This window comes from Mycobacterium sp. 1245805.9, from assembly GCF_001672915.1.
Taxonomy (GTDB): Bacteria; Actinomycetota; Actinomycetes; order Mycobacteriales; family Mycobacteriaceae; genus Mycobacterium.
On sequence record NZ_LZKR01000029.1, the window covers coordinates 83,099 to 108,394 of the forward strand.

General features: G+C 63.3%; 24 protein-coding genes. 18 read left to right on the top strand and 6 right to left on the bottom strand.

Translation table 11 applies throughout. The annotated features are described in order from the left end of the window. Positions 1–21: 21 nt before the first annotated feature. Positions 22–1,215 (top strand): amidohydrolase family protein, encoded by a 1,194-nt coding sequence (locus A9X00_RS04740; RefSeq protein WP_067149742.1) that lies wholly within the window; start codon positions 22–24, stop codon positions 1,213–1,215. Next, positions 1,212–1,691, top strand: a complete 480-nt coding sequence (locus A9X00_RS04745; RefSeq protein WP_067149743.1) for a MaoC family dehydratase — start codon at positions 1,212–1,214, stop codon at positions 1,689–1,691. Before A9X00_RS04740 ends, A9X00_RS04745 begins: the two co-directional genes overlap by 4 nt. Here A9X00_RS04745 and A9X00_RS04750 read toward each other — a convergent pair. Both A9X00_RS04750 and A9X00_RS04755 read right to left on the bottom strand, forming a co-directional pair. Continuing rightward, complete coding sequence (locus tag A9X00_RS04750; protein WP_067149744.1) at positions 1,688–4,093, bottom strand: CaiB/BaiF CoA-transferase family protein; 2,406 nt, start codon at positions 4,091–4,093, stop codon at positions 1,688–1,690. The two genes, A9X00_RS04745 and A9X00_RS04750, sit on opposite strands and share 4 nt — an antisense overlap. Continuing rightward, positions 4,090–5,550: an aldehyde dehydrogenase family protein gene (locus tag A9X00_RS04755; RefSeq protein ID WP_067149933.1), complete on the bottom strand. Its 1,461-nt coding sequence runs from the start codon at positions 5,548–5,550 to the stop codon at positions 4,090–4,092. The genes A9X00_RS04750 and A9X00_RS04755 overlap by 4 nt, the downstream gene beginning before the upstream one ends. 255 nt (positions 5,551–5,805) lie before the next feature. On the opposite strand from A9X00_RS04755, the gene A9X00_RS04760 reads away from it, so the two are divergent. From A9X00_RS04760 to A9X00_RS04795, 8 genes are read left to right on the top strand one after another with little or no spacing between them, the layout of a single operon-like run. Further along, positions 5,806–6,978, top strand: coding sequence for a cytochrome P450 (locus A9X00_RS04760; protein ID WP_067149745.1), 1,173 nt, complete (start codon positions 5,806–5,808; stop codon positions 6,976–6,978). Further along, positions 6,978–8,180, top strand: coding sequence for an acyl-CoA dehydrogenase family protein (locus A9X00_RS04765; RefSeq protein ID WP_067149751.1), 1,203 nt, complete (start codon positions 6,978–6,980; stop codon positions 8,178–8,180). Before A9X00_RS04760 ends, A9X00_RS04765 begins: the two co-directional genes overlap by 1 nt. Then, the gene (locus tag A9X00_RS04770) at positions 8,177–8,725 is read left to right on the top strand and encodes a MaoC family dehydratase N-terminal domain-containing protein (RefSeq protein ID WP_067149753.1); all 549 of its coding nucleotides are present in this window, start codon (positions 8,177–8,179) and stop codon (positions 8,723–8,725) included. The genes A9X00_RS04765 and A9X00_RS04770 overlap by 4 nt, the downstream gene beginning before the upstream one ends. Further along, on the top strand, positions 8,725–9,138 hold the full coding sequence (locus A9X00_RS04775; protein ID WP_067149755.1) for a Zn-ribbon domain-containing OB-fold protein: 414 nt from the start codon (positions 8,725–8,727) through the stop codon (positions 9,136–9,138). The genes A9X00_RS04770 and A9X00_RS04775 overlap by 1 nt, the downstream gene beginning before the upstream one ends. Positions 9,139–9,159: 21 nt before the next feature. Then, positions 9,160–10,269 (top strand): acyl-CoA dehydrogenase family protein, encoded by a 1,110-nt coding sequence (locus tag A9X00_RS04780; RefSeq protein WP_067149757.1) that lies wholly within the window; start codon positions 9,160–9,162, stop codon positions 10,267–10,269. Next, positions 10,266–10,718 carry a MaoC family dehydratase gene (locus tag A9X00_RS04785; protein ID WP_067149759.1) on the top strand — a complete coding sequence of 151 codons (453 nt, stop codon included), beginning with the start codon at positions 10,266–10,268 and terminating at the stop codon, positions 10,716–10,718. Before A9X00_RS04780 ends, A9X00_RS04785 begins: the two co-directional genes overlap by 4 nt. Next, positions 10,715–11,884 carry a lipid-transfer protein gene (locus A9X00_RS04790; protein ID WP_067149761.1) on the top strand — a complete coding sequence of 390 codons (1,170 nt, stop codon included), beginning with the start codon at positions 10,715–10,717 and terminating at the stop codon, positions 11,882–11,884. The genes A9X00_RS04785 and A9X00_RS04790 overlap by 4 nt, the downstream gene beginning before the upstream one ends. 23 nt (positions 11,885–11,907) lie before the next feature. Beyond that, a complete protein-coding gene (locus A9X00_RS04795) occupies positions 11,908–12,504 on the top strand; it encodes a TetR/AcrR family transcriptional regulator (protein ID WP_067149762.1) in 597 nt (198 codons plus the stop codon). 64 nt (positions 12,505–12,568) lie between these two features. Here A9X00_RS04795 and A9X00_RS04800 read toward each other — a convergent pair whose 3' ends face one another. The 3 genes from A9X00_RS04800 to A9X00_RS04810 all read right to left on the bottom strand — a co-directional run bounded on the left by A9X00_RS04800 (position 12,569) and on the right by A9X00_RS04810 (position 16,884). Next, positions 12,569–15,538: an RND family transporter gene (locus tag A9X00_RS04800; RefSeq protein ID WP_232006670.1), complete on the bottom strand. Its 2,970-nt coding sequence runs from the start codon at positions 15,536–15,538 to the stop codon at positions 12,569–12,571. Continuing rightward, positions 15,535–15,996 carry an MmpS family transport accessory protein gene (locus A9X00_RS04805; protein WP_067149936.1) on the bottom strand — a complete coding sequence of 154 codons (462 nt, stop codon included), beginning with the start codon at positions 15,994–15,996 and terminating at the stop codon, positions 15,535–15,537. Before A9X00_RS04805 ends, A9X00_RS04800 begins: the two co-directional genes overlap by 4 nt. Before the next feature lie 120 nt (positions 15,997–16,116). Further along, positions 16,117–16,884, bottom strand: a complete 768-nt coding sequence (locus A9X00_RS04810; protein ID WP_067149764.1) for a lysophospholipid acyltransferase family protein — start codon at positions 16,882–16,884, stop codon at positions 16,117–16,119. A 173-nt stretch (positions 16,885–17,057) separates the two neighbouring features. Between A9X00_RS04810 and A9X00_RS04815 the strand changes: the two genes are divergently transcribed. Beyond that, positions 17,058–17,717, top strand: a complete 660-nt coding sequence (locus A9X00_RS04815) for a TetR/AcrR family transcriptional regulator (RefSeq protein WP_067149766.1) — start codon at positions 17,058–17,060, stop codon at positions 17,715–17,717. 150 nt (positions 17,718–17,867) lie between these two features. Here A9X00_RS04815 and A9X00_RS04820 read toward each other — a convergent pair whose 3' ends face one another. Beyond that, complete coding sequence (locus A9X00_RS04820) at positions 17,868–18,740, bottom strand: helix-turn-helix domain-containing protein (protein WP_067149768.1); 873 nt, start codon at positions 18,738–18,740, stop codon at positions 17,868–17,870. A 104-nt stretch (positions 18,741–18,844) separates the two neighbouring features. Here A9X00_RS04820 and A9X00_RS04825 point away from each other — a divergent pair, with 104 nt between their 5' ends. The 7 genes from A9X00_RS04825 (at position 18,845) to A9X00_RS04855 (ending at position 25,261) form a co-directional block, all read left to right on the top strand. Then, positions 18,845–19,885: a zinc-binding dehydrogenase gene (locus A9X00_RS04825; RefSeq protein ID WP_067149939.1), complete on the top strand. Its 1,041-nt coding sequence runs from the start codon at positions 18,845–18,847 to the stop codon at positions 19,883–19,885. After that, entirely contained in the window at positions 19,885–20,292 is a 408-nt protein-coding gene (locus A9X00_RS04830; RefSeq protein WP_067149770.1) for a nuclear transport factor 2 family protein, read from the top strand. Before A9X00_RS04825 ends, A9X00_RS04830 begins: the two co-directional genes overlap by 1 nt. Continuing rightward, entirely contained in the window at positions 20,285–21,118 is an 834-nt protein-coding gene (locus tag A9X00_RS04835) for an SDR family oxidoreductase (protein WP_067149772.1), read from the top strand. The genes A9X00_RS04830 and A9X00_RS04835 overlap by 8 nt, the downstream gene beginning before the upstream one ends. 8 nt (positions 21,119–21,126) lie before the next feature. Next, positions 21,127–22,089 carry an LLM class flavin-dependent oxidoreductase gene (locus A9X00_RS04840; RefSeq protein ID WP_067149773.1) on the top strand — a complete coding sequence of 321 codons (963 nt, stop codon included), beginning with the start codon at positions 21,127–21,129 and terminating at the stop codon, positions 22,087–22,089. A 1-nt stretch (position 22,090) separates the two neighbouring features. After that, entirely contained in the window at positions 22,091–22,642 is a 552-nt protein-coding gene (locus A9X00_RS04845; RefSeq protein WP_067149781.1) for a hypothetical protein, read from the top strand. Between the two features lie 204 nt (positions 22,643–22,846). Further along, a complete protein-coding gene (locus A9X00_RS04850; protein WP_067149783.1) occupies positions 22,847–24,073 on the top strand; it encodes a cytochrome P450 in 1,227 nt (408 codons plus the stop codon). 63 nt (positions 24,074–24,136) lie between these two features. Continuing rightward, a complete protein-coding gene (locus tag A9X00_RS04855) occupies positions 24,137–25,261 on the top strand; it encodes a dihydrodipicolinate reductase (RefSeq protein WP_232006672.1) in 1,125 nt (374 codons plus the stop codon). Positions 25,262–25,296: the final 35 nt, after the last annotated feature.

Here is a 25,296-nt window from a genome sequence, read left to right on the forward strand (position 1 = left end):
CGCTGCTCAGGAGGAAGTCCCATGTCCCGCCGTTCATTGCCGTACCCGGTTTTCGACATCGACAACCACATGTACGAGACGACGGACGCGCTCACGAAGTACCTGCCGAAGGAGCACCGCGGAAAGGTCGGTTACGTCGAGGTCAACGGCAGGCCCAAACTGGTCGTCAAGGACCACATCAGCCACATGATCCCCAACCCGACGTTCGCGCGTGTTGCCAGGCCTGGGAGCGCCGAGGACTACTTCCTGGGCAACAATCCCGAAGGTCTCAACTTCCGCGAGTTCGTCGGCGAGGCAATGGATGTCATCCCCGCATACCAGGCTCCCGCACCCCGACTGGAGCTGATGGATGAGCTGGGCCTGGACCAGTGCGTGATGTACCCGACCCTCGCCAGCCTCATCGAGGAGCGCACCACCGACGACGTCATCCTCACCCACGCGATCATCCACGCGCTCAACGAGTGGATGCACGAACACTGGACGTTCAACTACCACGAGCGGATCTTCCCGACGCCCGTCATCTGCCTGCCGATCGTGGAGGAAGCCATCAGAGAATTTCACTGGTGCCTCGAGCGCGGTATGAAGACATTCCTTGTCCGGCCCGCACCCGTGCCCAGCCGCTTCGGCGGTTCGCGGTCCATGGGCCTCCCCGAGTTTGACCCCTTCTGGGAGGAGGTCGTCAACGCCGGCATGCCGGTCACCATGCACGCCTCGGACAGCGGCTACCAGAAACACCTCATGGAGTGGGAGGGCGGCGACGAGTACTTGTCCTTCAAACCGAGTGCCCTACGCGAGGTGGTGATGGGGCACCGGGCCATCGAGGACACGCTGGCCGCGATGATTTGTCACGGCGCGCTGTCCCGGTTCCCCGACCTGAAGATCCTGTGCGTGGAGAACGGCAGCGGCTGGGTGCGCAACCTGCTCGAGCAGCTCAACACCGCATACAAGATCATGCCCAAGGAATTCGACGAGCATCCCGTCGAGGTGTTCAAGCGCAACATCTACATCCACCCGTTCCTCGAAGACGACGTCAAGGGAATCGTCGAGATCATGGGCGAGGACCACGTCATGTTCGGCTCGGATTTCCCGCACCCCGAGGGCATTGGCGACCCGCTGAGCTTTGTCGACCGGCTGGACGGCCTCTCGGACGACGTCAAAGCAAAGATCATGGGCGGCAACGCGATTGAGCAATTGGGGCTCAAGGTTCCGGCATGACCCAGGCGTCCGCGTCTCCGAAGGAGTACGACGGGATCGCCGATTTCGAGGCGCATATCGGCGAGCACCTCGGCTACAGCGACTGGCTTCGGGTCACTCAAAAGCAGATCGATCTGTTCGCCGAGGCGACCGGTGACCATCAGTGGATTCACGTCGACCCCGAGAAAGCGGCGGCCGGTCCCTACGGCAAGACCATTGCACACGGCTATCTGACCTTGTCGCTCGTACCCGTTCTCGTCAAACAGATCTACCGGGTGACCGGGCTGTCGATGCAGGTGAACTACGGCTCCGACAAGCTGCGGTTCCCCGCGCCGGTACCGGTCGACTCCCGCATCCGGGCCGGAGCCGAGCTACTCAAGGTTGAGCGCAGCGACCGCGGGGGGCGGGCCACGGTTCGTGTCACCGTCGAGGTCGAGGGAAACGACCGGCCGGCTTGCGTTGTCGACACGATCGCAGCGATGGTCGACGACAGCTAGGCGTTGAGCAGGCGTTGCCCGATCACTTGTTGGTCGCGCAGCGCGGCGATCTCCGCGTCGGAAAGTCCAAGTGCCCCCAGCACCTCGGCGTTGTGCTGCCCCAGCGTCGGGGCTGCGGTCCTGTGGTGGTGTGCCGGACCCGGCGAAATCTGAAATGGCCAGCCCGGAAACCTCTGTCGCCCCGTAATCGGGTGGACCAGATCCTGATAGTAACCACGCGCATCGAGCTGCTCGACCCCATACATCTCGTCGGCTGCAAGTAGTCGCGCGGCTGGGACGCCGTGCCGGACAAGCGTTGTCACCAGCTCCTCGGCGGGTTGCGTACACGTCCAACTCGCGACAATCTCGTCGAATTGGTCATGATTTTGCCGGCGGGCTTCTGCGCTCCCGAATTTCGGGTCGCTTCGCAGATCAGCGCGGCCAAGGGCGCCCAGCAGCGCCACCCAGTCAGTGTCATTGCGCACCGACAGCGCGATCCACTCGCCGGCGATACTGGTGGGATAGACGCCCTGGGCGTATTCGCGGTGGCGGTTTCCCTCTCGTGTTCGGACCGCGCCCGTCAGCGAGTACTCGATCACAGGCTCGGCGGTCACCGCCGCGCCAACCTCGATCTGCGCGACCTCCACGAGCTGGCCCGCACCGGTGGACCTCCTGTGCTCGAGCGCGGCCAGCAGCGCGACACCTGCGTGCACACCGGCTATCGGATCGGCGGGCCCCTGCAGATTGCACGGCGGGCCGTCCGGGTAACCGGTCATGGCCGACATACCGGACACCTGCTCGATATTCAGCGCCCAGCCCACGTAGTCGCGCCACGGCCCCTCCAGCCCGAATCCGGGCAACCGCACCATAATCAGTGCGGGATTGATCTTCGCGAGCGAGTCGTAATCGAGTCCGAACTGCTCAACCACGCGCGGGGAGAAGTTCTCCACCACCACGTCGGCTTCTGCGGCCAGCCGCAGCGCCAACTCGCGGCCGGCGGTCGAAGTGAGATCAAGGGTGATGTCGCGTTTGTTGAGATTGGTTCCCTGCCAAAGCGGCCCGCGTTCATACCAGTCGTCCCCCTCACGCAGTAGCGAGCCGGAGTAGCGGTGGCCGTCGGGGCGCTGAATGGACTCGACCTTGATCACGTCAGCCCCGAACGCGCCGAGGTAGCACGTCAGATATGCCCCCGCCCAGAAGGTGCTCAAGTCGAACACCTTCAATCCGGCGAAGGGCATCGCGACGTCCGGCGTCCTCTCGCCGCCGCCGGCGCGGCGGCGCGCACCGCGCTCGCTCCAGGCAATCCGCGAGTCTTTTCCGCAGGCCGGTGCAGGAAGTGGCGAAGGAACGGGTGTCTTCGAAAACCGAAACGGCGCTCCGGGTCTGGTGAATCGCCATGCGTCAGCCGTCACCTCGATGAAAAATCCTCGCTCGGCGTACTGCGGACAGTCCAGTATCGTATCGCCGTCGGTGACCGGCGCCGCGGGTATCCGCATGGCCTGACTCAGGTCGACCAGCTCGGCAACGGTCATCGCATCGAAAAACGGCTGTGCCTTTGCAAAAAATTCGTCGCGCTCGGGGCCGCCGAGCATGATCGCAAGCTGGTGCTCGCCGAACTCTGGTAACCCGACCATGGCACACACGTCCAGCCAATGCTGGCCGGTCAGGCAGTTGATTCCGATCCAGCCATCGGCGGCACGCACGATGCCCAACATCGGTGCTGCCTTCGAATTGGTCGGCAAACCAAGGCTTTTCAGGCGCTCCGCCAACAGCATGGGATAGGGCAGCGTCGAGAGCAGCGACTCGAACATCGAGACGTCCACCTCGACCGGCCGGTTCGTTCCGGCCGCGGCGATCCGCAGCGCCGTCAGCGCTCCCAGGGCCCCGTACGCGCCGGCTATGTACTCCGGGATCCGTGCACCGGCCTGCACCGGCGCCCTCCCGGGGTCGCGCGCATTGACCCAGCCCCCCGCCGCCTGCAGCGTCAACGGAGTCGTCGCCCGGTCACGCAGCGGCCCGTCCTGGCCGAAGCTCGATATCCGGACCACGACGAGGTTTGGGTTGATCGGGCCAAGAGCTTCCGCGTCCAGACCCCAGTCCCGCCGCTCGGGCGCGCCGGCGTTCAGGTCTTCGATAAACACATCCGCCTGCGCGATGAGCTCGCGAAGGTCGGCGAGGTCGCTATGACGTGCCAAGTCGACTGTGACGCCGGACTTTCCGGCGTTGAGATACGCGAAAAGCCCGCTTCGTTCCGGATCGGGATCGGCCGACGGAAACGGACCCCATAGGCGCAGCGGGTCACCCGTTGGGCGCTCGATCTTACAGACGTCGGCGCCAAGGTCGACGAGCAATTTGGCGCAGTACGGACCCGCGATCTCGGAGGCCAGCTCAACAACGCGCAGACCCGCAAGGGGCCCGTTCACGCGGGCACTCCGATGGCCTTGGGCTCCATATAGGCCCGCAGCCCCATCACACCACCCTCCCGGCCGATTCCACTCTGGTTGAAGCCGCCGAACGGTGCGTCTCCGGGGATCGTCCCGTTGATCGAGACCTGCCCGGTCCTGATCCGGCGGGCGATCGCAACCGCGCGGTCGACGTCGCTTCCCCACACCGCGCCCCCGAGCCCATATGCCGAATTGTTGGCGATGGCCACTGCGTCATCGTCGTCGCGATACCGCAACACCGTCAGCACGGGACCGAACACTTCCTCTTGAGCGATATAGGAATCGGGCGAGGCGTCCGTCAGTATCGTTGGCTCGAAATAGAATCCATGGGTCAGATCCTTCGGGCGCCCTCCCCCGGCGACCACGGTTGCGCCGTCGGCTTCGGCACGTTCGACGAATCCCTCGACCCGGTCCCGATGCTCACGGCTGATCAGCGGGCCCATCGTCACCGCGGGGTCGCTGGGATCGCCGATCACGACCCCGCGGGCCAGCCGCGCGAGTCGATCCACCACTTCGTCGTGGATCGCATCGGGCAACAACAGCCTGCTGTTGAGGATGCAGGCCTGACCGGCGTGCATCGTGCATCCTTCGAACAGCAACCGCTCCAACAATTCGTCGGTGATCTCGACGTCAGGCAATAGGACGGTCGCGGACTTGCCACCGCATTCCAGCAGAACGCGTTTCATCGTGGCTGCCGCGCCGGCCATCACGTCGCGGCCGACCGCCGAGCTGCCGGTGAAACTGACCATATTGACCCTGGGATCCAGGGTCAGGCTCCTGCTGGCCTCGACGCTGGTCGGGGTCACCACGTTGACGACACCGGCGGGGATATCCGTTTCCTCCTCGACGATTCGAGCCAGCGCGAGCCCGGCCAGGGGCGTCAGCGGCGATGGCTTGAGCACGAGCGTATTTCCCGCCGCCAGCGCCGCACCCAGCTTCATCACGTTAATGGTGTGCGGGAAATTCCACGGGGTCATGGCGGCCACCACACCGAGCGGTTCGTAGCGCAACAGCGTGGTGCCCGCAGCGCCCCACGCGTCCATCGGTTCCTCAGCGGGCTCCATCGCGAGCTCGGCGGCGTGACCGACCATGAATGCCGGGCCTTCGACGTGGATGATGCGCTCGTTTGCCGAACAACCCCACTCGGCCTGCGCCAGGGCGTAGAACTCCTCGCTGTTGGCCAGTAGCGCTTCGCTGAGCTGTCGCAGGCATCTGGCCCGGTCCGCCGGCTCCGCCGCCGGCCAGGGGCCCGAATCGAACGCGGCCCTCGCCGCTGCGACGGCCTGTTGGACCTGCGCAACGCTCGCGTCCGGCGCGGTACCGATCACCGTCTCGGTCGCGGGGTTTACCACGTCGTAGCGCCCGCTGTCCGGATCGACCCATCGGCCGTCGATGTAATGCCCGTAGGCGTCGCGGAGAGACCGTGAGCCAGCCATCATCTGCCTGCCTTCCTGACTGATCGATCGCGGCGCGGCCCGGTGACGTAGCCACAACATACACTCTCTGACTGTGTGTACACGGCTCCGAAGAGGCCGTCAACGGCAATCCACCTTTATTTAAGCCAAATAGCCGGTGTTTGACAGGCGAGTCGGGTCTACTGTAGATACCTTGGAAACGGACATTCTTTATTTATCTGTCCGAACAGCTCTCAGCGTCGAGGAAGGCCTGCGGTGCCCACTACTACGGTTCCTTTGCACTCACCGGACTTCTACGCCGGCGATCCCTACCCGACCTACCGCGAACTTCGCAACACAACGCCCGTCGTCTGGAACGATGTCACGAACTTCTGGGCGCTGTTGAAGTACGAGGACATCCGTTACGTGTCCGGTCACCCGTTGACTTTCTCCTCGACGAAGGGCATCTCGATCCCGGATCCCGCCCAGCCCGAACCCGTTCAGGAGGGAAACCTGATCTTCACCGATCCGCCGCGCCACCGGCAGCTCCGCAAGCTGATCAACTCCGGCTTCACCCGCCGCCAGGTGCAGTTGCTGGAGCCCAAGGTGCGCCAGATCGTGAAGGGCATCGTGGACAGTGTCGACACATCGCGGGAGTACGAGTTCGCAGAGGAAATCGCCGCACCGCTTCCCACCCGGCTGATCGCCGAAATGCTCGGTGCACCACCCGAAGACTGGGAGCAGTTCCGCAGCTGGTCAGACGCCGCAGTTGGCACTGCGGACCCCGACATCGAACTGGACTCGGTAGTCGCACTCGGTGAGCTCTACGAGTACTTCACCAAGCTCATCGCTGCACGGCGAACCGGCAAGGTCAGTGGGCAGGACGACTTGCTGAGCATTTTGGCTGCGGCCGAGGTAGACGGTGAGCAACTCACCGACGCCGATCTACTCAACTTCTCCTTCTTGCTCTTGGTCGCCGGCAACGAGACGACTCGCAACCTCATCGCACTGGGCACGTTGGCGTTGATCGACCATCCCGATCAGTTCGCCCTGCTGCGGTCGGACCCTTCTCTGCTGCCCGGCGCGGTCGAGGAGATGCTGCGATTCACCAGCCCGGTCACCCATATGGCCCGCTGCGCCACCCAGGACGTGGAGATCCGCGGCCAACAGATCAAGGCCGGCGACACCGTCGTCATGCTCTACGGCGCCGCCAACCGCGACGAAGAGATCTTCGGCCCGACGTCCGAAGATTTCGACATCACGCGGAACCCCAACCCGCACATCGCGTTCGGTGCCGGTGAGCACGCCTGTCTGGGCGCCCAGCTCGCCCGGTTGGAGGCCAGGGTGATGTTCGAGGTGCTGCTGGGCACATATCCGACGATCGAACTCACCGGTGACGTGTCACGCCTGCGGGCCACCATGGTGCCCGGGGTGAAACGCATGCCGATTCGACTGGGAACGGGCAATTGATGGACTTCGACTACACACCTCAACAGGAACAGCTCCGCAAGGACTACCGCACCCGCCTCGAGGCGGTGATGACCCCCGAGCGCCGCGCCGCTGTAGCCAACCTGCTCGAGGGAGGCCCCGCGATCGCCGAATGCCGGCGCGCGCTCGGCGAAGCCGGCCTGCTCGGCGTCGCCTGGCCAGTCGAATACGGCGGCGGCGGACTGACAGCGCTGGAGCAATACATCTTTTCGGAAGAGGCGCGCCGGGTCAACGCGCCGTTGCCAATGATCACCCTGAACACGGTGGGCCCCACGCTCATTCAGTACGGAACCGAGGAGCAGAAGACCAAGTTCCTCCCCGCAATTCTCAAGGGAACTGTTGAATTCGCGATCGGCTACTCGGAGCCGGGCGCGGGAAGCGATCTCGCGTCACTGCGCACCACCGCAGTGCGCGACGGCGACGAGTTCGTCATCAACGGCTCGAAGATGTTCACCAGCGGCGCCGAGTTCGCCGACTACATCTGGTTGGCTGCACGCACCGATCCAACTGCCAAGAAGCACAAGGGCATCACGCTTTTCATCGTGCCGACCGACTCACCAGGATTCTCGTGGAAGCCGCTGCACACGATGCCGGGCGTGTCCACCTACTACACGTTCTACGACGATGTCCGGGTGCCCGAAAGTGCGATCGTGCTCGGCGAAAACCAAGGCTGGACCTTGGTCACCAACCAGCTCAACCTGGAACGCGCCGCCTTGGGCAACCTCGGCGCGCTGGAGCCGTTGTTCACGAAGACCCTCAAATGGGCATCGACGACGCCGCTCGACGACGGGTTTGTCATCGACAAGCCCTGGGTGCAGCAGGCTCTCGCCCGGGTGGAAGCGCAAGTCGCCGCCTACCGGCTGCTGAACCTGCGGGTGAACACGACGATGAGTTCTGGCGCGCTCGGCATGGGTGAGGCCTCCGCTACAAAAGTATTCGGCACCGAACTCACCCAGCAGGTCGCCCGCGAACTACTCGAAGTCGTGGGTCAGGCCGGCGTTCGGAAGGGCTCGGCGGCTCCCCTCAAGGGCGAGCTGGAGAGCGCATACCGCATGGCGGTCATCAACACATTCGGCGGCGGAGCCAACGAGCTTCAACGCGACATCATCGCTATGGCCGGTCTCGGGATGCCGCGCGCACCCCGGGACATGCGAGCCAGCGCATCGGAGAAAGGAAGCTCGTGACCGAGACAACGAAGGACGAACTGCGCGAACGCCTCGATGCGCTCATCGGCCAACCCATCAGCTCCGGACAGCCGGTCAAGGCGCCAGATCCCGTGAATGCGGCCATGATCCGACACTGGGCTTACGCGTTGGACGATATGAACCCGGCGTATCTGGATCCGGAGTTCGCGGCCTCCTCCCGCTACGGCGGCCTCGTCTCGCCTCCGGTGATGCTGCAGTCGTGGACCATGGCGCCACCCAAACTTGTCGGCATCCACGAGCGAGGTGGAGTCCCGGTCGAACTCAAGGAAAATCCGCTCCAGTTCCTCACCGATGCCGGCTACACGGGCACGGTCGCCACCAACTCCGAGTTCGAGATCGAGCGATACCCGCGCGTCGGCGACGACATCACGGCCGAAACTGTTTTCGAGACAATCTCCGACGAGAAGAAGACGGCGATGGGTATGGGCTACTTCGTCACCTGGATCACGACCTATCGGGATCAGAACGGTGAAGTGATCGGCCGCCAGCGGTTCCGCACCCTGCGATTCAAGACGGGAAACTGATGGCCACCAGACTCGCTCCATCGATCAGCCCCGACACCGAATTCTTCTGGTCGGGCCTGAAGGACCACAAGCTGCTGATCCAGCGGTGCGAGGACTGCAATACGTTGCGCGTGCCGCCTCGGCCGATGTGCGGACACTGTCAGTCCCTGAACTGGGGTTCCGTCGAATCGACCGGGCGTGGCGTTGTTTACAGCTTCGTAATGCCGCAATATCCGCCGCTGCCCTTCCTCCAGTATCCGTATGTGGTGGCGCTGATCGAACTCGACGAAGGCGTGCGCATCGTCTCAAACCTCTGCGACATCGAGCCCGAGGCAATCGAGGTGGGGCTTCCCGTTGAGGTCTTCTACGAAAAGTTCGAAGCAATCCCGAGCGGTGAGGAACTGGTTCTGCACCAGTTCCGGCCGGCGCGCTGACCCATAAGGAATTAGGCGAGTATGGACTTTTCCTTCACCGAAGAACAAGAGACAGTCGGCAAGGTGGCGCGCCAGCTCTTCGAGCACCGCGCCACCCCCGAACACCTTGCCGACCTGGAATCCGGCGAGGTCCGCTTCGACGAAGCGCTGTGGCGCGAGTTGGCATCCTCGGACTTGCTGGGCATCGCGCTGCCCGAGTCCGTTGGCGGCAGTGGCGGCGGCTTCCTCGAGCTCGGCGTGCTGCTCGTCGAGGTCGGCTGGAGCGTTGCGCCCGTCCCCGTCTACGCGACCCTCGTCCTCGGCGCGGATACAATTGCGCGGCACGGTAATTCGACAATTCAGCAGCGTTACCTGTCAAAAGTCGTGGACGGCAGTGCGATTCTGACCGCCGCACTCGCCGAGCCGGGCAACTCGGATCCGACCACGCCGCGCACCACCGCACGCGCAGATGGTGACGCTTGGATCCTGGACGGCACAAAAGAACTCGTACCCGCCGCTCAGCTTGCCGACGCCATAGTGGTTTCGGCGCTCGCCGACGACGGACCTGGACTATTCATCGTCGAGGCGGCGACCGCCGGGGTGACCGTCACGCCGGCGACTACCACCAACGGTGAACCCTACGCGGACGTCGAACTCACCGGCGCCGTCGCACAGCGGCTCAACAACACCGGCGGCGCGGACGCAATCGGTTCCCTCTACACCAGGGCGCTCGTCGGGCTGTGCGCGATGCAGGTCGGCGTGGCCGAACGGGCGCTGAAGTTCGCCGCTTCCTACACCAGCGAACGCGAGCAATTCGGCAGGCCGATCGGCTCGTTCCAGGCGGTGCAGCAGCGGCTGGCCGATGCCTTCATCGACGTCGAGGCGATCCGCTGGACCACCTGGCACGCGGCCTGGCTGATCGATGAGGGCCGGCCAGCGAGCCGCGAAGCGGCGATCGCCAAGTTCTGGGCCGCCGAGGCCGGCGCTCGGGTCGTCGCATCGGCCCAGCAGGTACACGGCGGGATGGGCATCGACGTCACCTACCCGCTCCACCGCTATTTCCTATGGGCCAAGCAAATCGAGCTTTCGCTCGGCTCTGCCTCCCAACAACTCGCCCGCCTCGGCGCCGCATACCCGGAAGGAAGCAAATGACCTCCACCGTCGACCGCACCACCACACGGGCGTGGAACTCCATCAACGTGGGCGACGAAGTCACCCCAATGGACGTACCGGTGACCACCACGCTGATCGTTGCCGGCGCCATCGCATCACGCGACTACATGCCGGTACACCACGACCGCGACTTCGCCAATTCTCAAGGCTCCAAAGACATTTTCATGAATATCCTGACGACCAACGGGCTATGTGTGAAGTTCTTGCACGACTGGGCGGGCCCCGAGGCGATGATCAAGAAGCTGTCCATTCGACTCGGCGTACCGGCCTACCCGAATGACCCGCTGCGCTTCACGGGTTCCGTCACGGACAAATCATCGGCCGACGGGGAAGGCCTTGTCGAGGTCACCTTCAAGGGCACCAACAGCCTGGGCGACCACGTCTCGGGAACCGCGGTGCTCAGCCTGCTCCAGGGTGTGGATGCATGAGCGACGGTATCGGCGGCAAAACCGCCCTCGTCGGAATCGGGCAAACCGAATTCTCCAAGGAATCTGGCCGCACCGAGATGCAGCTTGCCTGCGAAGCGGTATTGGCGGCGATCCGCGACGCCGGCCTGAAGCCCGCCGACATCGACGGCATGGTCACATTCAGCGTCGACGAGAACGAGGAAATCGAGGTCGCCCGTAACGTCGGAATTCGCGACCTGACCTTCTTCACCAGAGTCCCGCACGGTGGCGGTGCGGCCGCCGGAACCGTAATGCAGGCCGCGATGGCGGTCGCGACGGGCGTTGCGGAGGCGGTCGTCTGCTACCGCGCCTTCAACGAGCGCTCCGGCTTTCGTTTCGGGGGTGCCGGCCGCCAACCGGGCGTGACGCCGTTGTGGATGGCGCCCTATGCCCCGTTCGGCTTCATGACGCCCGCGGCCTGGGTCGCATTGCATGCGCAACGCTACATGACGGCGTACGGGGTCAGTAACGCCGATTTTGGCAAGATCTCCGTCATCGACCGCAAGCATGCCGCGAAGAACCCGGACGCGTGGTTCTACGGCAAGCCGATAACCATTGAGCAGCACCAGCAATCGCGCTGGATCATCGAGCCGGTGCTCAGGCTGCTCGACTGCTGCCAGGAAAGCGATGGTGGTGTTGCGATGGTGGTGACAAGCCTCGAGCGAGCGCGAGACTTGGCCAAACCGCCCGCAGTCATCACCGCCGCAGCGCAGGGCGCCGCCTACGACGGCGAAGTGATGACCAGCTACTACCGCGAGGACATCACGGGCCTGCCCGAGATGGGTGTCGTCGGCGACAAGCTCTGGCGCGACTCCGGCCTTAAACCGCAAGATATTTCGACCGCCTTCCTCTACGACCACTTCACACCCTTCGTCTTCACCCAGCTCGAGGAACTGGGATTCTGCGGGCGCGGGGAAGCCAAGGACTTCGTTTCAGTCGACGAGTTGTCGCTCGGGGGCCGGATGCCGATCAACACCAACGGTGGCCTGCTCGGCGAGGCATACATCCACGGCATGAACGGCATCACCGAGGGCGTCCGTCAGGTGCGCGGCACCTCGCACAACCAGGTCGACAACGTCGAACACGTGCTCGTCACGTCCGGCACGGGCGTTCCGACGAGCGGTCTGATTCTCGCGCCGGATCGCTGAGTTCGCCGATGCAAGGGAGCCTGATGACCCGCGCGACCGCCGTCGACACCCGCGCGCTGCTCATCTCTGCCGCCTTCACCTGCTTCCGAACGCACGGGCTGCGAAAGACGACGATCGTCGACATCGCTCGGGCCGCGGAGGTGTCCAGGAGCACGTTCTACGAGTACTTCCGGGACAAGGAAACAATTGTCGAGGCCTGTGCGGAGGCGGCGTCGCAGGGCTTCTACCGCAAGCTGGCCAGGGCAATCGAGCGCGACGGCGGAAGCACCCTCGAGGACAAACTGGTCCGGGCAGGCGTTTTCGTCACCCAGGCCCGCCGACTAGTGGAATCCGAGTTGTATTTCGACCAAGAACAAGTCGACCTGATGTTGACGAAGAATGCGGCGACGCTCCTCCGCGAATGTGGCGAATTTCTCGCGCCGTACATTTCGGCCGCGAGACTGACCGGTGAGGTGCGCAGCGATCTCGACATTCGGTCGGCATCGGAGTGGTTTGCGCGAATCTTGTTCTCGTTGTTCACCACTCCGTCGCCGTATCACGGCGCTAACGACGTCGCGGTGGGCGACTTCGTCCGCGCGTATGTCGTGCGAGGATTCGTCCATGACCGACGCAAGAGGTAGCAGCGGGTCAAGATCGCTTGAGGTCGTAACTAGACCCGACTGGTGCGATCGACTGAATTGGACCCTAAACCAATGCGCTGCCCTCCAGTGCCTGGTTGGCCAATGCTGATCGATTGTGGTCCGGCGCCGGTGCTTCCCTGAATTGGGCGGCATGACGGGTGGGTAGTTTCTGCGGCCACCAGAACCACGGCCCGAGGATCCTGGCTAGCGGCATCACCAAGAAGAGGCGAACGATCATCATGTCGAAGATCAGTCCGATGCAGATGGTCGCTCCGGCTTGGCCGATGTTGACCACGTCGCTGGAGAGCATGGCGAGCATGGTTCCGGCGAGCACGAACGCCGCGGTGACGGCGACGTTGCCTGAGCCGGCAATGGTGCGGATGAGGCCGGTACGTATTCCGGCGGAGAGTTCTTCGCGGTATCGGGAGAGTAGTAGCAAGTTGTAGTCGCACCCCACGCCGACGAGCACGATGAAGGCGATGGGCAGTGTGAGCCAATGCAATTTGATGCCGATCAGGGTTTCCCAGATGAAGACTGCCAGTCCCAGCGAGCCGAGGAAGGACAACACCACAGTGATCAAGACGATCACCGAACCGGCCAGGGTGCGGGTGATGGCCATGACGATCAGGAACACCAATCCGAATGTGGCCAACATCATCGTCAAGATGTCGTTCATCGAAAACACTTGTACATCACGATAATTAGAGGACGAGCCGGCCATGAGAAGCTCCACGTCCGACACGGAGGTGCCCTTGATGGCTTCGTGTGCGGCGGCCTCGGCGCGCTGGATCTGATCGATGCCCTCGGGGCTCATCGCTTCGCCCTGGTGGTAGATCATGATGCGGGCGCCCTTGCCGTCGGGCGTCATCATGAACTTCAACCCAGCCTGAAAGTCCTTGGTTTTGAACGAATCCGGTGGCAGGAAGAAAAAGTCGTCGTTCTTAGCGTTGTCGAATGCCTGCGCCATGTCGACCATCGGGTTGATCATCGGCTCGAGCTGGACGATGGTGGCATGAAACAGGCTCTGCATCGTCAGCGTCAGCCGCTGCATGACAGCCATGTTCTGCACTGTCGCATTGAGCTGGGCGATCATCTGCGGGGTGGCGGTGGAAATCTTGGTCAGACCATCGACCATCGGCCCAAGGTACTGCGTCGTTTCGTCGATACCGTCGAGCGACTCGTTCAGCGAGCGCATGGCCCAGCAGATCGGGATGTCGAAGCAGTGCCGTTCCCAATACAGATAGGAGCGCAACGGCCGGAAGAAGTCATCGAAGTTGGCCATGTTGTCGCGCATCTTCTCCATCGTTTCTTTGAGCCCCTTGGCGGCCTCTGTGGAGATCTGCGCACCTTCAGCCAACTGTCGTGTGATGTCCGCCATCTTTTCGGTCGAGGCCATTGTGTCGCCCATGCGGGCGGCGATGGTGTCGATATCGGCGACCCGGTCTTTCAAGAATCCGAGATTCTGGCCGATCTTGGTGCCCATCGAACCCATGGCATAAGGCAGGGAGGCGTGTTCCAGCGGTCGGCCGTTGGGCCGGGTGATGCTTTGCACCATCGAAATGCCCGGTGTGCGAACAATATTCTTGGCAATCCGATCCAGGCTGATCATGTCAGTGGTGTTGCGCATATCGTGATCGGCCTTGATGTACAGGGTGTCGATGGAGAGCTGGCTGGGTTGGAAATGCCGGTCGGCCGCCGCATAACCCTGCGACGACTCGACGCCCTTGGGCGCGTAGTCCCGGTCGTTGTAGCTCACCGTGTAATTGGCCAGATTCGCAATACACAGCGGGATCACCAGTGCCGCAACCGCGATCATCGCGACGGGCCATTTAGCGATGGCGGTGCCGAGTTTGCGCCAGGCGGGGCTGGTCTTGGCCGGCGCCGACAACCAGGGCAGCTTGCTGCCCAGCGTTAACAGCGCCGGGCCCAGCGTGAGGGCCGCGACGACCGCCACGACCATCGCCGCGAAACACGGCGGCCCCAAGGTGCGGAAGTAATCGAGCGTGGTCAGGCTCAGGCATAGGCACGCACCCGAGATCGCGACCCCCGAACCGATAACGACGTGAGCCACGCTGCGCACCGAGGTGTAATACGCCGACTCGCGGTCCTCCCCGGCCCGCCGAGCCTCCTGAAAACGGCCCAGGTAGAAAATGCCGTAATCGGTGGCGACACCGAGAACCAACGACACCGCCATGTTCATCGCGAACGACGAAATCCCGATGACATGGTTCTCCACCAGCAGAGAAACCACGCCACGTGCCGTAGCCAGCGTGATCAACACACCCACCAACGGGATGATCGCCCGGGTGATGGAGCGAAAGGCGATGAGCAGCATGATGATGATCACCACGATGGTGACGATGGTCAGCGTGACCATGCTCTCGTCGGCGGCACCGAGCGTGTCCGACGCCAGCGGCGCGGGGCCACTCACATATACCTTGAGCCCCGCGGGCTTGTCCTTGTCCAGCTTTTCGACGATGCCGCGGATGGCCTTGATCGACCTGTTCGAGTCGGCGTCACCCAAATCTCCGGTCGGCCGGACCGTCAGCGTTGCAGCCTGACCGTCCGCACTCTGCTGACCCGAGCGGGTCACCGGATCGCCCCACAGGTTCATCAGCGACTGCACATGCGCCTTGTCCTCGAGCAGCCGGCGGACCAACTCGTCGTAGTACCGGTGATCCGGCCCGCCGAGCTTGCGGCCCTCAGTCTCGAGCACGACGACGGCAGCGCTGGTGTAGTGGGACTCGTTGAAGTCCTGCCCTTGCGTGATGGCAGCTGCCGAGGAAGGTGCATCACGCGGGATCATCGCCTTGGCGTTGGCCGCGGTCGTTTCCTCCAACGTGGGAACAAAAATATTCAGGATCGCCGCAGCGATGACCCAGAAGAGCAACACCGGAATCGCAAGCACGCGAAGCCAGCGTGCGGGAGCTGGATATTTCTGCATTTCGTGCTTCACCGGGCGTTGGGCCGGCACCGGAACCGGACCCGTGTCGACGTCGTCACCCGGTGGTGGCGGCTGCCGGCCCGAGGTCATGCTGCCGCCACCGTGCATGCAACCGCGGCACCGGCGTGGTTGACGACCTGTTCCTCACGAACCTCACCATTGACCCGGATACGGCAACCCAACGAGTCCCCGTCCACCTGCGCCACCATGCTCAGCGACACCGCCGACGACATAGTGGTTTCAGATACCGACCACGGCAACGATGTCAGCACGACGTCGACGGGTTCGCTATTGAGGTTGGCATAAGACACCTTTCCGCTAATTCCCAAATTGCCGAACACCTCGTAGGTGACGTTCTTGGGATTGATCTGAACCACCGTGGCGGCGATCGGACGGGTATTCGGCGGGTGGCTGATCGCCAGTGACTTCTCCCGAATCCGATTCACACCGAAACCCACGATTGCGATGACGAGAAGCGCCACCAATGGCATCCACAACGTGCCCAGGATTCGGTCGGCTTGGCCTTTTGATTGTTTGCGTCGGCTCATCATCGAGACCGTGTCGCTAGGGCGGGATGAATGACGATCATTGGATCCTCGTATCGCTCGGCGCTTCATGGGGTTTCGCTGTGGGCGGTGAGCTGATTGGGGGTCAGTGCTGAATGGGTGTTAGCCGACGAGCGGCGTGCGGTTGGCGACAAGTTCGTTGAGGCGGGCCTGCATGGCGGCCTCGACGCGGGCGGCGAAATCTTCAGCTGATTCGTCGGGGTGCGCAGTCATGGCAGGCAGCACTGCGGTGATCAACTTGGTTGGCAATGCGACATAGGGGAGTATCCCGGCGACTCCGACGCTGACTCCCCAGGGAATCGACACGCTGATCGGAAGCGCCTTGACTCGCAGATGCCGGTGCAGCCGCAGCCGCCGCGCAAGGTGTTGGCCGTCGGAGACGACGAACAACGAATCACCCGCCCCCGCCGTGACGACAGGCACGACCGGCACATCGTGGATCATCGCGAGGCGGGCAAATCCGCAGCGAGCATCAAACTGGACGCGGTTGCGGTCGCGCCAAGATTTGCCGGCGTCGACGTCGCCGCCGGGGAAGACCAGCACGTTGTGTCCGGCGGCGAACGCGGCATCAGCGGATTCGCGACTCGCAGGCCGACCACCGAGAACTTCGGCAACCCGCCCGGCGCCCATCGTCCACGCCAGTTGGTGAACCAACGCGGTGATGGGTCGTGTGAATGCCGCTTCCTCGCGTACGGCGAACATCGCCAGCACGTTGAGGTCGGCCAGCCCGCCAAAACCGTGGTTGCCGACAATCAGTGCGGGCTCGGGTATTTCGGCGTCAATGTGGATCTCGTGGCGGTGATACCAACGGAGGTAGCGCGGCACGCTGGCGCGCATGGCCGTGACGACCGTCGACGACGTGCCGGTCATGACCGCTCCTCGATGTCCCATGTCAGGTCGTAGCGGCCGAGCTTGCTGATGGGGCGCCGACCAGTTTTCATCCCGGCCTCCTCTCTAACTGATGAAATCGTCACATGCGACGGAACGCTCAGTCAAGAGCTTATGACGAAATCCTCAAAACTGAGCTCTGCTATTGTGTCCACGTGAGCGAAGCGCAGGATGAGCCGATCAACCGGCTGGAGCGGCGGAAACAGCGCACCCGAGCGGCCCTCATCCAGGCGGCGCAGGCGCTGATCGCCGCGGGCAAGCTGAACGTCCCGGTGCTCGAAATCACCCAGGCCGCCGACGTCGGGATGGGATCGTTTTACAACCACTTCGACAGCAAGGAAGAGCTGTTCGAGGCGGCCGTCGCAGATGTGCTCGACGCCCACGGCGCGTTGCTCGATCAGCTAACGGACTCGATCGAGGATCCCGCCGAAACCTTCGCCTGCAGTTTCCGGTTGACCGGTCGGCTCTTTCGGCGCCGCCCGCAGGAGAGCCGGATCCTGCTTGTCAGTGGGCTCAATCTCATGGGGTCGGACCGCGGTCTCGGTCCGCGTGCGCTGCGGGACATCACGGCGGCAGCGGCGGCCGGGCGGTTCACGGTCGATGATCCCAAGTTGGCCGTCGCGGTCGCCGCCGGCGCGCTCTTAGGGCTCGGCAAGCTACTGCAGGACGAGCCGGAGCGTGACGATGCCGCGGCCGCCGATCGGGTGACCGAAGACGTGTTGCGATTGTTCGGAGTTCCCACCGACGAGGCGCGCGAGATCTGCAGACGCCCGCTTCCCGACATCGCCCAAGCGGTGCTGCCCGACTCGGCCTAGTGGTCGAACGTGAAGTTATGCACGAGATTTCGGCGGCAGTACATCGCATACAAGCTCACGTTCGAGCCGTGAGGTCCGGCACGACGATGCGCCGCCGAGCGCCTCGACGAGTTTTCCGGCCCCGAGCGTCGAGGCGATTGGTGCACGAGCTCATGGCGCCCTGTGGCCTCCCACTCGGTCGATCTCGCGCAGCAGCGGTTTTGCCGCAGCACGGATTTCGCTCATCGTCATAACGCGTAGCGGGTGGAGCCCGAGAATGAGTCGCACACGGCCTTTCTCGTCCAAGACGGGCGCCGAGATTGTGGCAACCGGGAGCTCATCGCGTGCGCTGTCACCCGATAGCAAGTTCGCCGAAATGAATTCGACGCGCAGTTGGTCCACAACGGAGCGCAGATTGTGGGGCACTGTCTCGTTAGACAACGTTTCGATCGCATGAGCCGCCTGCGCCAGCGCCGGGGTCATCCAATCGACGTCATAACCGCGGTCTCGCGTCTGAGCCAACACGGTGCGAAGGCGCTCTGCCAGCGGCGCGTCTCCCGCCGCGCCGCGCTGAATCCACAATTCTTGCTCGCTTGGGATATCCCAAGCGGCGCAGGCGATCCCGAAAGGCGGGGCATACGGGATACGCTCGTGGGAAGCGACCGGATTAGTTGACTCGTCAGGAGTTTCGAACGCGGTAATCACCAGTTCGTCTCCGGTGCGCTCGACTACCGAGGCGGGCATATGGGTCGTCTCTGCGAGACGGCGGATGGCCTCGCGAGCGACGGCGTGAAATGGGCGCGTGGCTTCGAACCTCTCCGCGATGCGGGCCACAGTCAGGCCAAGGACAAACTTTTTGGAAATGGGATCCCGGGTCGCCCAACCGCGGTCGCACAAGGTCTTGAGTATGGAGTGTGCCGTCGCCTGAGAAAGACCGAGCTCGCGAGCGACGTCGGAAAATCGGTGCCCGCCACTGTCCGGCCGGCTGAGCAACTCAACGACATCGAGGACACGCTCGGCCGGCGCTGAGGCGACTCCGCGCATCTTGACTCCCTTCGCGCCGCATTCTACGGTCGACTCAGTAATCGGATAAAACTTTCTCTAATAGTAGAGATTATCCCATGAGGATGTGAGAGCCAGTGCGTGCCGTGGTGCTGCGGGGCGGCGAGCTTACGGTTCGCGAGACGGCCGATCCCATCCCCGGGCAGGGTGACCTGCTGCTCAAGACGCTCAGCACCGCGATCTGCGCGTCCGATGTGCATTACATGGACCATCCCGAGTTGGCGATCGACGATCCGACGGGCCGGTCGCTCTACGACCCCGACCGCGACATCGTCATGGGACACGAGTTCGTGGGCGAGGTGATCGGCCATGGCCCTGGATGCAGCGATGCCTTCCCGATCGGGGCCAGGGTGACGTCGATGCCTATCCGGTTGGTTGACGGCGGCGCCGGCGGTTTGCGCATCATCGGACAGCACCCCGAGGCCCAGGGCAGTTTCGGTGAGTTGCTCGTTGTACCAGAGGCAACGGCGAGGGTGATAGAGGGTGGGGTGTCCAGCGATGCGGTCGCTGTGGTCGACGCCTTCGCCGTCGGCGAGTTCTACGTCCGGGCCTCGAACTTGCAGTCTGGTGAGATCCCGATCGTCCTAGGCGCGGGTGCCATCGGGCTGTCCGCGGTCGCTGCGCTGAGCGGGCGCGGGGTTGATCCGATCATCGTGTCCGACTTCAGCGCCGAGCGACGCGAACTGGCCCGCACGGGGTTCGGCGCGCATGTTCTGGTCGACCCGGCACAGGAGTCGGTGTTCGAGGTGTTCCGCAAGGTTCGTGCCGAACGCCACCTGGCCGGCTCCGCCGTGGTATTCGAATGCGTTGGTGCCGCGGGTCTTATCGACGAGATTGTCGCGGAGGCGGAGTTCTCGTCGCGCATCTACTGCGCGGGTGGCTGGTACAGCGGCGACACCCTCGACATCACCGCGGCCACCCGAAACGGCCTCACTCTGCAGTTCGGCGGAGGGCCGCTACCGCAGGACTGGTACGGCGTTCTGGATGCGGTCGTCGAGGGGAAGCTGGACCCACTGCCCAGCGTCGGCAAGATCATCGGTCTGGACGAGGTTCCCGCAGCGCTGGAGGCGGCGCGGCGGTCCGAGGGGCCACCCCGCGTCGTGATCCACCCCAACGGTGATCTCTGATGTCGGACCGCGACGACGTATTCGACCTCACGGTCCGGTACGCAACCGCAATCGACAGCCAGCAATATCGGCTTCTCACGACGGTCTTCACCGAGGATGCGCGCGTCGACTACGGTGTGGTCGGCCAATGGACCGGTGGCGCAGAGGTGGCACAGTTTATGGAGGCGGCCCACGTCGGCGCGGCGCACACGATCCATCGAATGACCAACCAGGCCATAGCAATAGACACCGACACCGCGACGATCCGCACCTACGTCGACGCACTGATCCTGATGGAGGACGGCTCGGGCGCGAACCCCGTTGGTTACTACGACGACCACGCCGTACGGACGCCGGACGGTTGGCGGATCAACCGTCGCACCTACACCTCTGTTCGGCTCGCTGCGGTGACGGCCACCCATGGGTGACATCGCACAAAGGTACGGACCGTGGGCGGTGATCGTCGGCGCGTCCGATGGATGCGGCGCGCTGTTCGCCGAACGGTTGGCACGGGAAGGAGTGAACGTCGCGCTCGTCGCCCGTCGCCAACGCCTTCTCGAGGAGGTGGCCGAGGCGATTCACGAGCGCACCGGTGCCGAAACTCGGACGCTCGCCATCGATCTCACCGAGGCCGACGCTTCGCAGTCCATCATCGACGCCACCGCAGACATCGAGGTCGGCATGCTGGTGTACTGCGCCGGCGGGGATCCGAATTACCAACCTTTTCTTGCCAATCCGGTATCGGCGGCCGAAGCCCTGCTGCAACGCAACTGCCTGGTGCTGATGCGGTTGTGCCACCACTTCGCGGGTCTCATGGTTGAGCGAGGACGAGGCGGCATCGTGAACTTTACTTCGGGTGCTGCGCTGGCCGGTGGCCGAAACATGGTGGCATACGGAGGAACCAAGGCCTTCGACATGGTTTTCACTGAGGGGCTGTGGGCGGAGTTGCACGACAAGGGCGTGGACGTCCTGGGTCTGGTCCTCGGCATGACCGACACACCGGCTCTGCGGCAACTGGAGTTCGAGCGCGGCCGACTCAAATCTGTCGACGAGGTTCCCCCGGGTGCGGTGACCGCGGCGAGCGTGGTGGATGAGGCGTTCGCCAATCTTGGCAACGGACCGACGATCGCCACGGGCGATGACGTCCGAATGGCGTCTGAACTTTTCAAGCACATGTCACGCAACGAAGTGGTTCGGCTGATCATGCAGATGAGCACCGAAGTCATGGGATCCGACGCGCGGCAACTGGATTAGACAGGGCTATGTTCACCCTTCGCTTCGACATGCGAGCGCCCTCCATCGGAGCGCCGGCCACCGAGTTGTACGCCGCGGCCAGTGAGATGTCGGCATGGGCCGAGCAGCATGGCTGTATCGCCGTCGTGCTGTGCGAACACCACTGCGCAGATGACGGTTATCTGCCGTCGCCGTTGCTGCTCGGCGCGGCCATTGCCGCTCGCACGAAGCAACTGATGCTGAACCTGACGATCTTGTTGCCCTTCTACGATCCGGCACGGCTGGCCGAGGACATGGCCGTGCTGGATCACATCAGCGCGGGCAGAGCCACCTATGTATTCGGAATCGGATATCGCGCTGAGGAATACGATCACTTCGGGCTCTCTATGTCCGACCGCGGCAGGCTGGCCGACGAGAAGCTCGGCGTGCTACGCCGCCTCCTTGCCGGCGAAGAGATCGAATACGGCGGCAGGCGAATGAAGGTCACCCCACGACCGCGCACGCCGGAAGGTCCCATGATGAGCTGGGGCGGTGCCAGCCTGGCAGCCGCTCGGCGTGCTGGACGCAATGGTCTCGGGTTGCTTGCCAACGGCGGAGTGCCCGGAATGCGGGAGGCCTACGAAAAAGCATGCCGCGACAACGGGTTCGAGCCCGGCTTCGTCCTCATCCCCGAGCGTGACGCGGCGACCAACTGCTTCGTCGCCGACGACGTCGACGCGGCATGGGACGAGATCGGCAAGTACCTCCTGCACGATGCAATGGCCTACTCGGAGTGGAACCCCGGCAACGCCGTGTCAGCCAACATCACCACCGCCACGACCATCGACGAGCTTCGCAATACGTCGTCACATGTGATCCTCTCGGTCGACGAAGCGCGCAAGCGCATCGCAGCGGGTGAGATGTTCAACATCTCGCCGTTATGCGGCGGGATACCGCCCGCGATCGCATGGCCCTATTTAGAGAGATTCGCTGCACTAGCCGAAAGGACATGAGATGGCCCAGGACCGCGTGGCGCTACACGAAAGGATTGCCTTCACGAAGTGGGAGGGCTATGCAAAACCGATTGAGCGCAACCGCCACGTTACATTCGGCGACGAGTTCATCTGGGCACCCGATTATGTGATGATGAGTCCCCTGTTTAACGACGGGGTCCCGCAGTCGGCCGCCGATATGCGTTCCGGCGAGGTCGCGGCGGCCATCGCCAAGTATGCGCCGGACGGCGATATTCTCACCCCGGAGTGGCGCATGTGGTGGAAGCACATGCCGGACTACCGGCTGATCAGCCCATTCGAATGTGTGGCTGGCGATTGGGGCTTCTCCTCCTGCGACACCTATGCGGGGACACTTCCCGACGGGACCCGGTTGGAACTGCGGGAATGGGACTACATCTGGACCGACGAGAAGGGGCGTATCTCGCGCTGGGACTGGTTTGTCGACTCGGCCGAGTGGAAATCGTTGCTGGCACTGATCGGGCTCGAGCCCGACGGGCTGACGAGCCAGGAGTACACCATCAACTTCCTGAAGGAGGGCGGCGTGGGGGCCTAGCGCTCCAGCCGTGATCACCCTACCCACCTTCTGGAGACGGTGCATAACGAGCGAGGCCAGTCCGTGCTATTACGTGAGAAGATCTACTCTCAATATTGTAAGGAGGTCTTTACGCGCAGGAGGCGCACAGAGACTACGACCGCTGAACTGACCGGCCACCTGGCTCAAGATCACGTGGCGCACATCGAAACGTAAAGGAGGGCAATGAACGATCATTCCGGCACGTCTCCGGGATCCGTTCACTTCGATCCCTTCTCGGATGAGTTCTTCAACGATCCGTTCGAGACTTACCGCCAACTACGCGATCGGGCGCCGGTCTACCACAGCACGCAGTACGACTTCTGGGCCCTTTCCCGCTATGAGGACGTCGCGCCCGCGATGCGTGATCACGAAACATATTCCTCGGCGAAGGGAGTGACCCTCGATCATTTCATCGATCCTGACGCGATGGTCCCGCACGGGGTGATCATCATGATGGACCCTCCGCAGCACACCAGAATGCGGTCGCTGGTGAACAAGGTATTTACCCCACGTGCAATCGCCAAGCTCGAGCCGATGATCCGGAATGTGATCGAAACAATCGCGCAAACCATCGATGTGACGTCGTTCGACATGGTCGAGGACTTCTCGGCACCATTCCCCGTCGAGATCATCACCACGATGTTGGGGGTGCCGCCGGACGGTCGCCAGCAGATCCGGCACTGGCTCGACGCGCTGCTGGAACGCGAGCCGGGAAACATCAGCACGACGCTGCACGGGCGCGAGTCGGCGGTGACCATGTGGAGGTATTACTACGACCTTGTCGTCGAGAAACGCGCCAACCCGCAAGACGACATGATTTCGCGGCTCACCCAGGTCGAGGTCGAACGCGATGACGGCACCATGACCCGCCTCGACGACACGGAGATTTCGGCCTTTGCGTCGATGCTCGGCGGTGCGGGCGCCGAGACGGTGACCAAGCTGGTCGCCAGCGCCGCAGTGGTGTTTGCGCGACACCAGGACCAATGGCAGGCACTAAGGCGAGACCGAAGCCTTATCCCCGCCGCCTTCGAAGAGCTGCTGCGTTACGAGGGACCATCGCAATACGACATCCGTTGGAGCAAGGTCGATGTCGAGCTTCATGGCACGGTGATGCCCAAGCACAAGCCGGTGATGCTCATCAATGGTTCGGCCACCAGGGATGAGCGTGCGTTCGTCGACGCAGATCGCTTCGACATCTATCGTCGGCACTCCGGCCACAACCTCGGATTCGGCTACGGAATACACAGCTGTCTCGGCGCGGCACTGGCGCGCATGGAGGGACGCATTGCCATCGATGCCCTGTTGGACTTGATCCCCGAGTTCGAGGTAGACGTCGCGGGCCTGCAACGGGTCAAGATGCCGAATGTCTTCGGCTGGGGACGCGTACCCGTGCGTGCCGTAGCGCAATGATCCGCCGTAACCGTGGAGCACGATGATGGCGGCTCCCGGCAAAACGACATAGGAGATTGAACGGTGGCAACTGAGAAACGTGGAAGGTATCGCGTTGTTCACGTAGGTACGGGACTGACCGGGAAGGAGGCACTCCGGGCAATCATCGATGATCCGGCACTGGAACTCGTCGGAGTCAAAGTGTCCACGCCCGAAAAGGCCGGAGTCGACGCGGGTCGCCTGTGTGGCCGAACGGAGGTCGGTATAGGGGCAACCGACGATCTCGACGCGGTGCTGGCTCTCACGCCGGACTGTGTTACCTACTGTGCCACCGCTGTCCGGCGCGAGAACGACGCAATTGCCGACATCGTCACCTACCTCGAGGCGGGGATCAACGTCGTGACGATCTCGACGATCCCGATGGTCTACCCGCCTGCGGCGCCGCCGCAGTGGCGCGCGGCCGTAGAAGCCGCAGCGGCAAAGGGTAATTCGACTTTCTACGCCACCGGCGCCGAGCCGGGCTTCGTCAGCCTTAACATCCCTACCGCCCTGCTTGCCGGCGCCGGAACCGTCGAGTCCTATCGGATGGACGAATACGCGATCGACCTCGACAAGTCCTACCCCATCTGGGATGTCCTGCACGAATCCATGGGGTTTGGAAAGCCGGACGGGCATGTGCCCGCTCGAATCGCGTCAGGCAAGGTCAACCACGATTGGGAGACCGTGGTGCGCTACATCGCCGACATCCTCGGTCTGGAACTCAACGGAGTGGAACTGGATTGGGAAACGTTGCTCGCACCAACGGATCTGGAAACCGAAATCGGCGTGATTCCGGAAGGGACGATTTGCGCGCACCGTTGGCAGCTCGCCGGCGTCATCGACGGTCGGCCAGCGGTCGCGGTGCAGTATTTCGCAACGGTGAGTTCCACACCCTGGCCGGAGCGATGGCCCAGGCCGTCGAGGGAAGACCAAGGTGGCATGGTCATCCGAGTCGAGGGGAGGCCCAGTATGTGTTTGGAGCTGTACTTCGAGCAATCGGCCTCGGATCGAGTCAATCCGGGTGTCGCGGTTACAGCGCTGGCTGCGGTCAACTCCATACCCGAGGTCGTGGACGCGGCACCCGGCGTGCTTGGTTATCCCTTGGCGGGTCCAGCAGTCGTGAGCAGGCAATCACGAACCAGATCTCGCCCTTACACCGCTACCCGCTGATGGCGCGGTCGACGAAGCACATCAAGGCGCCAGAC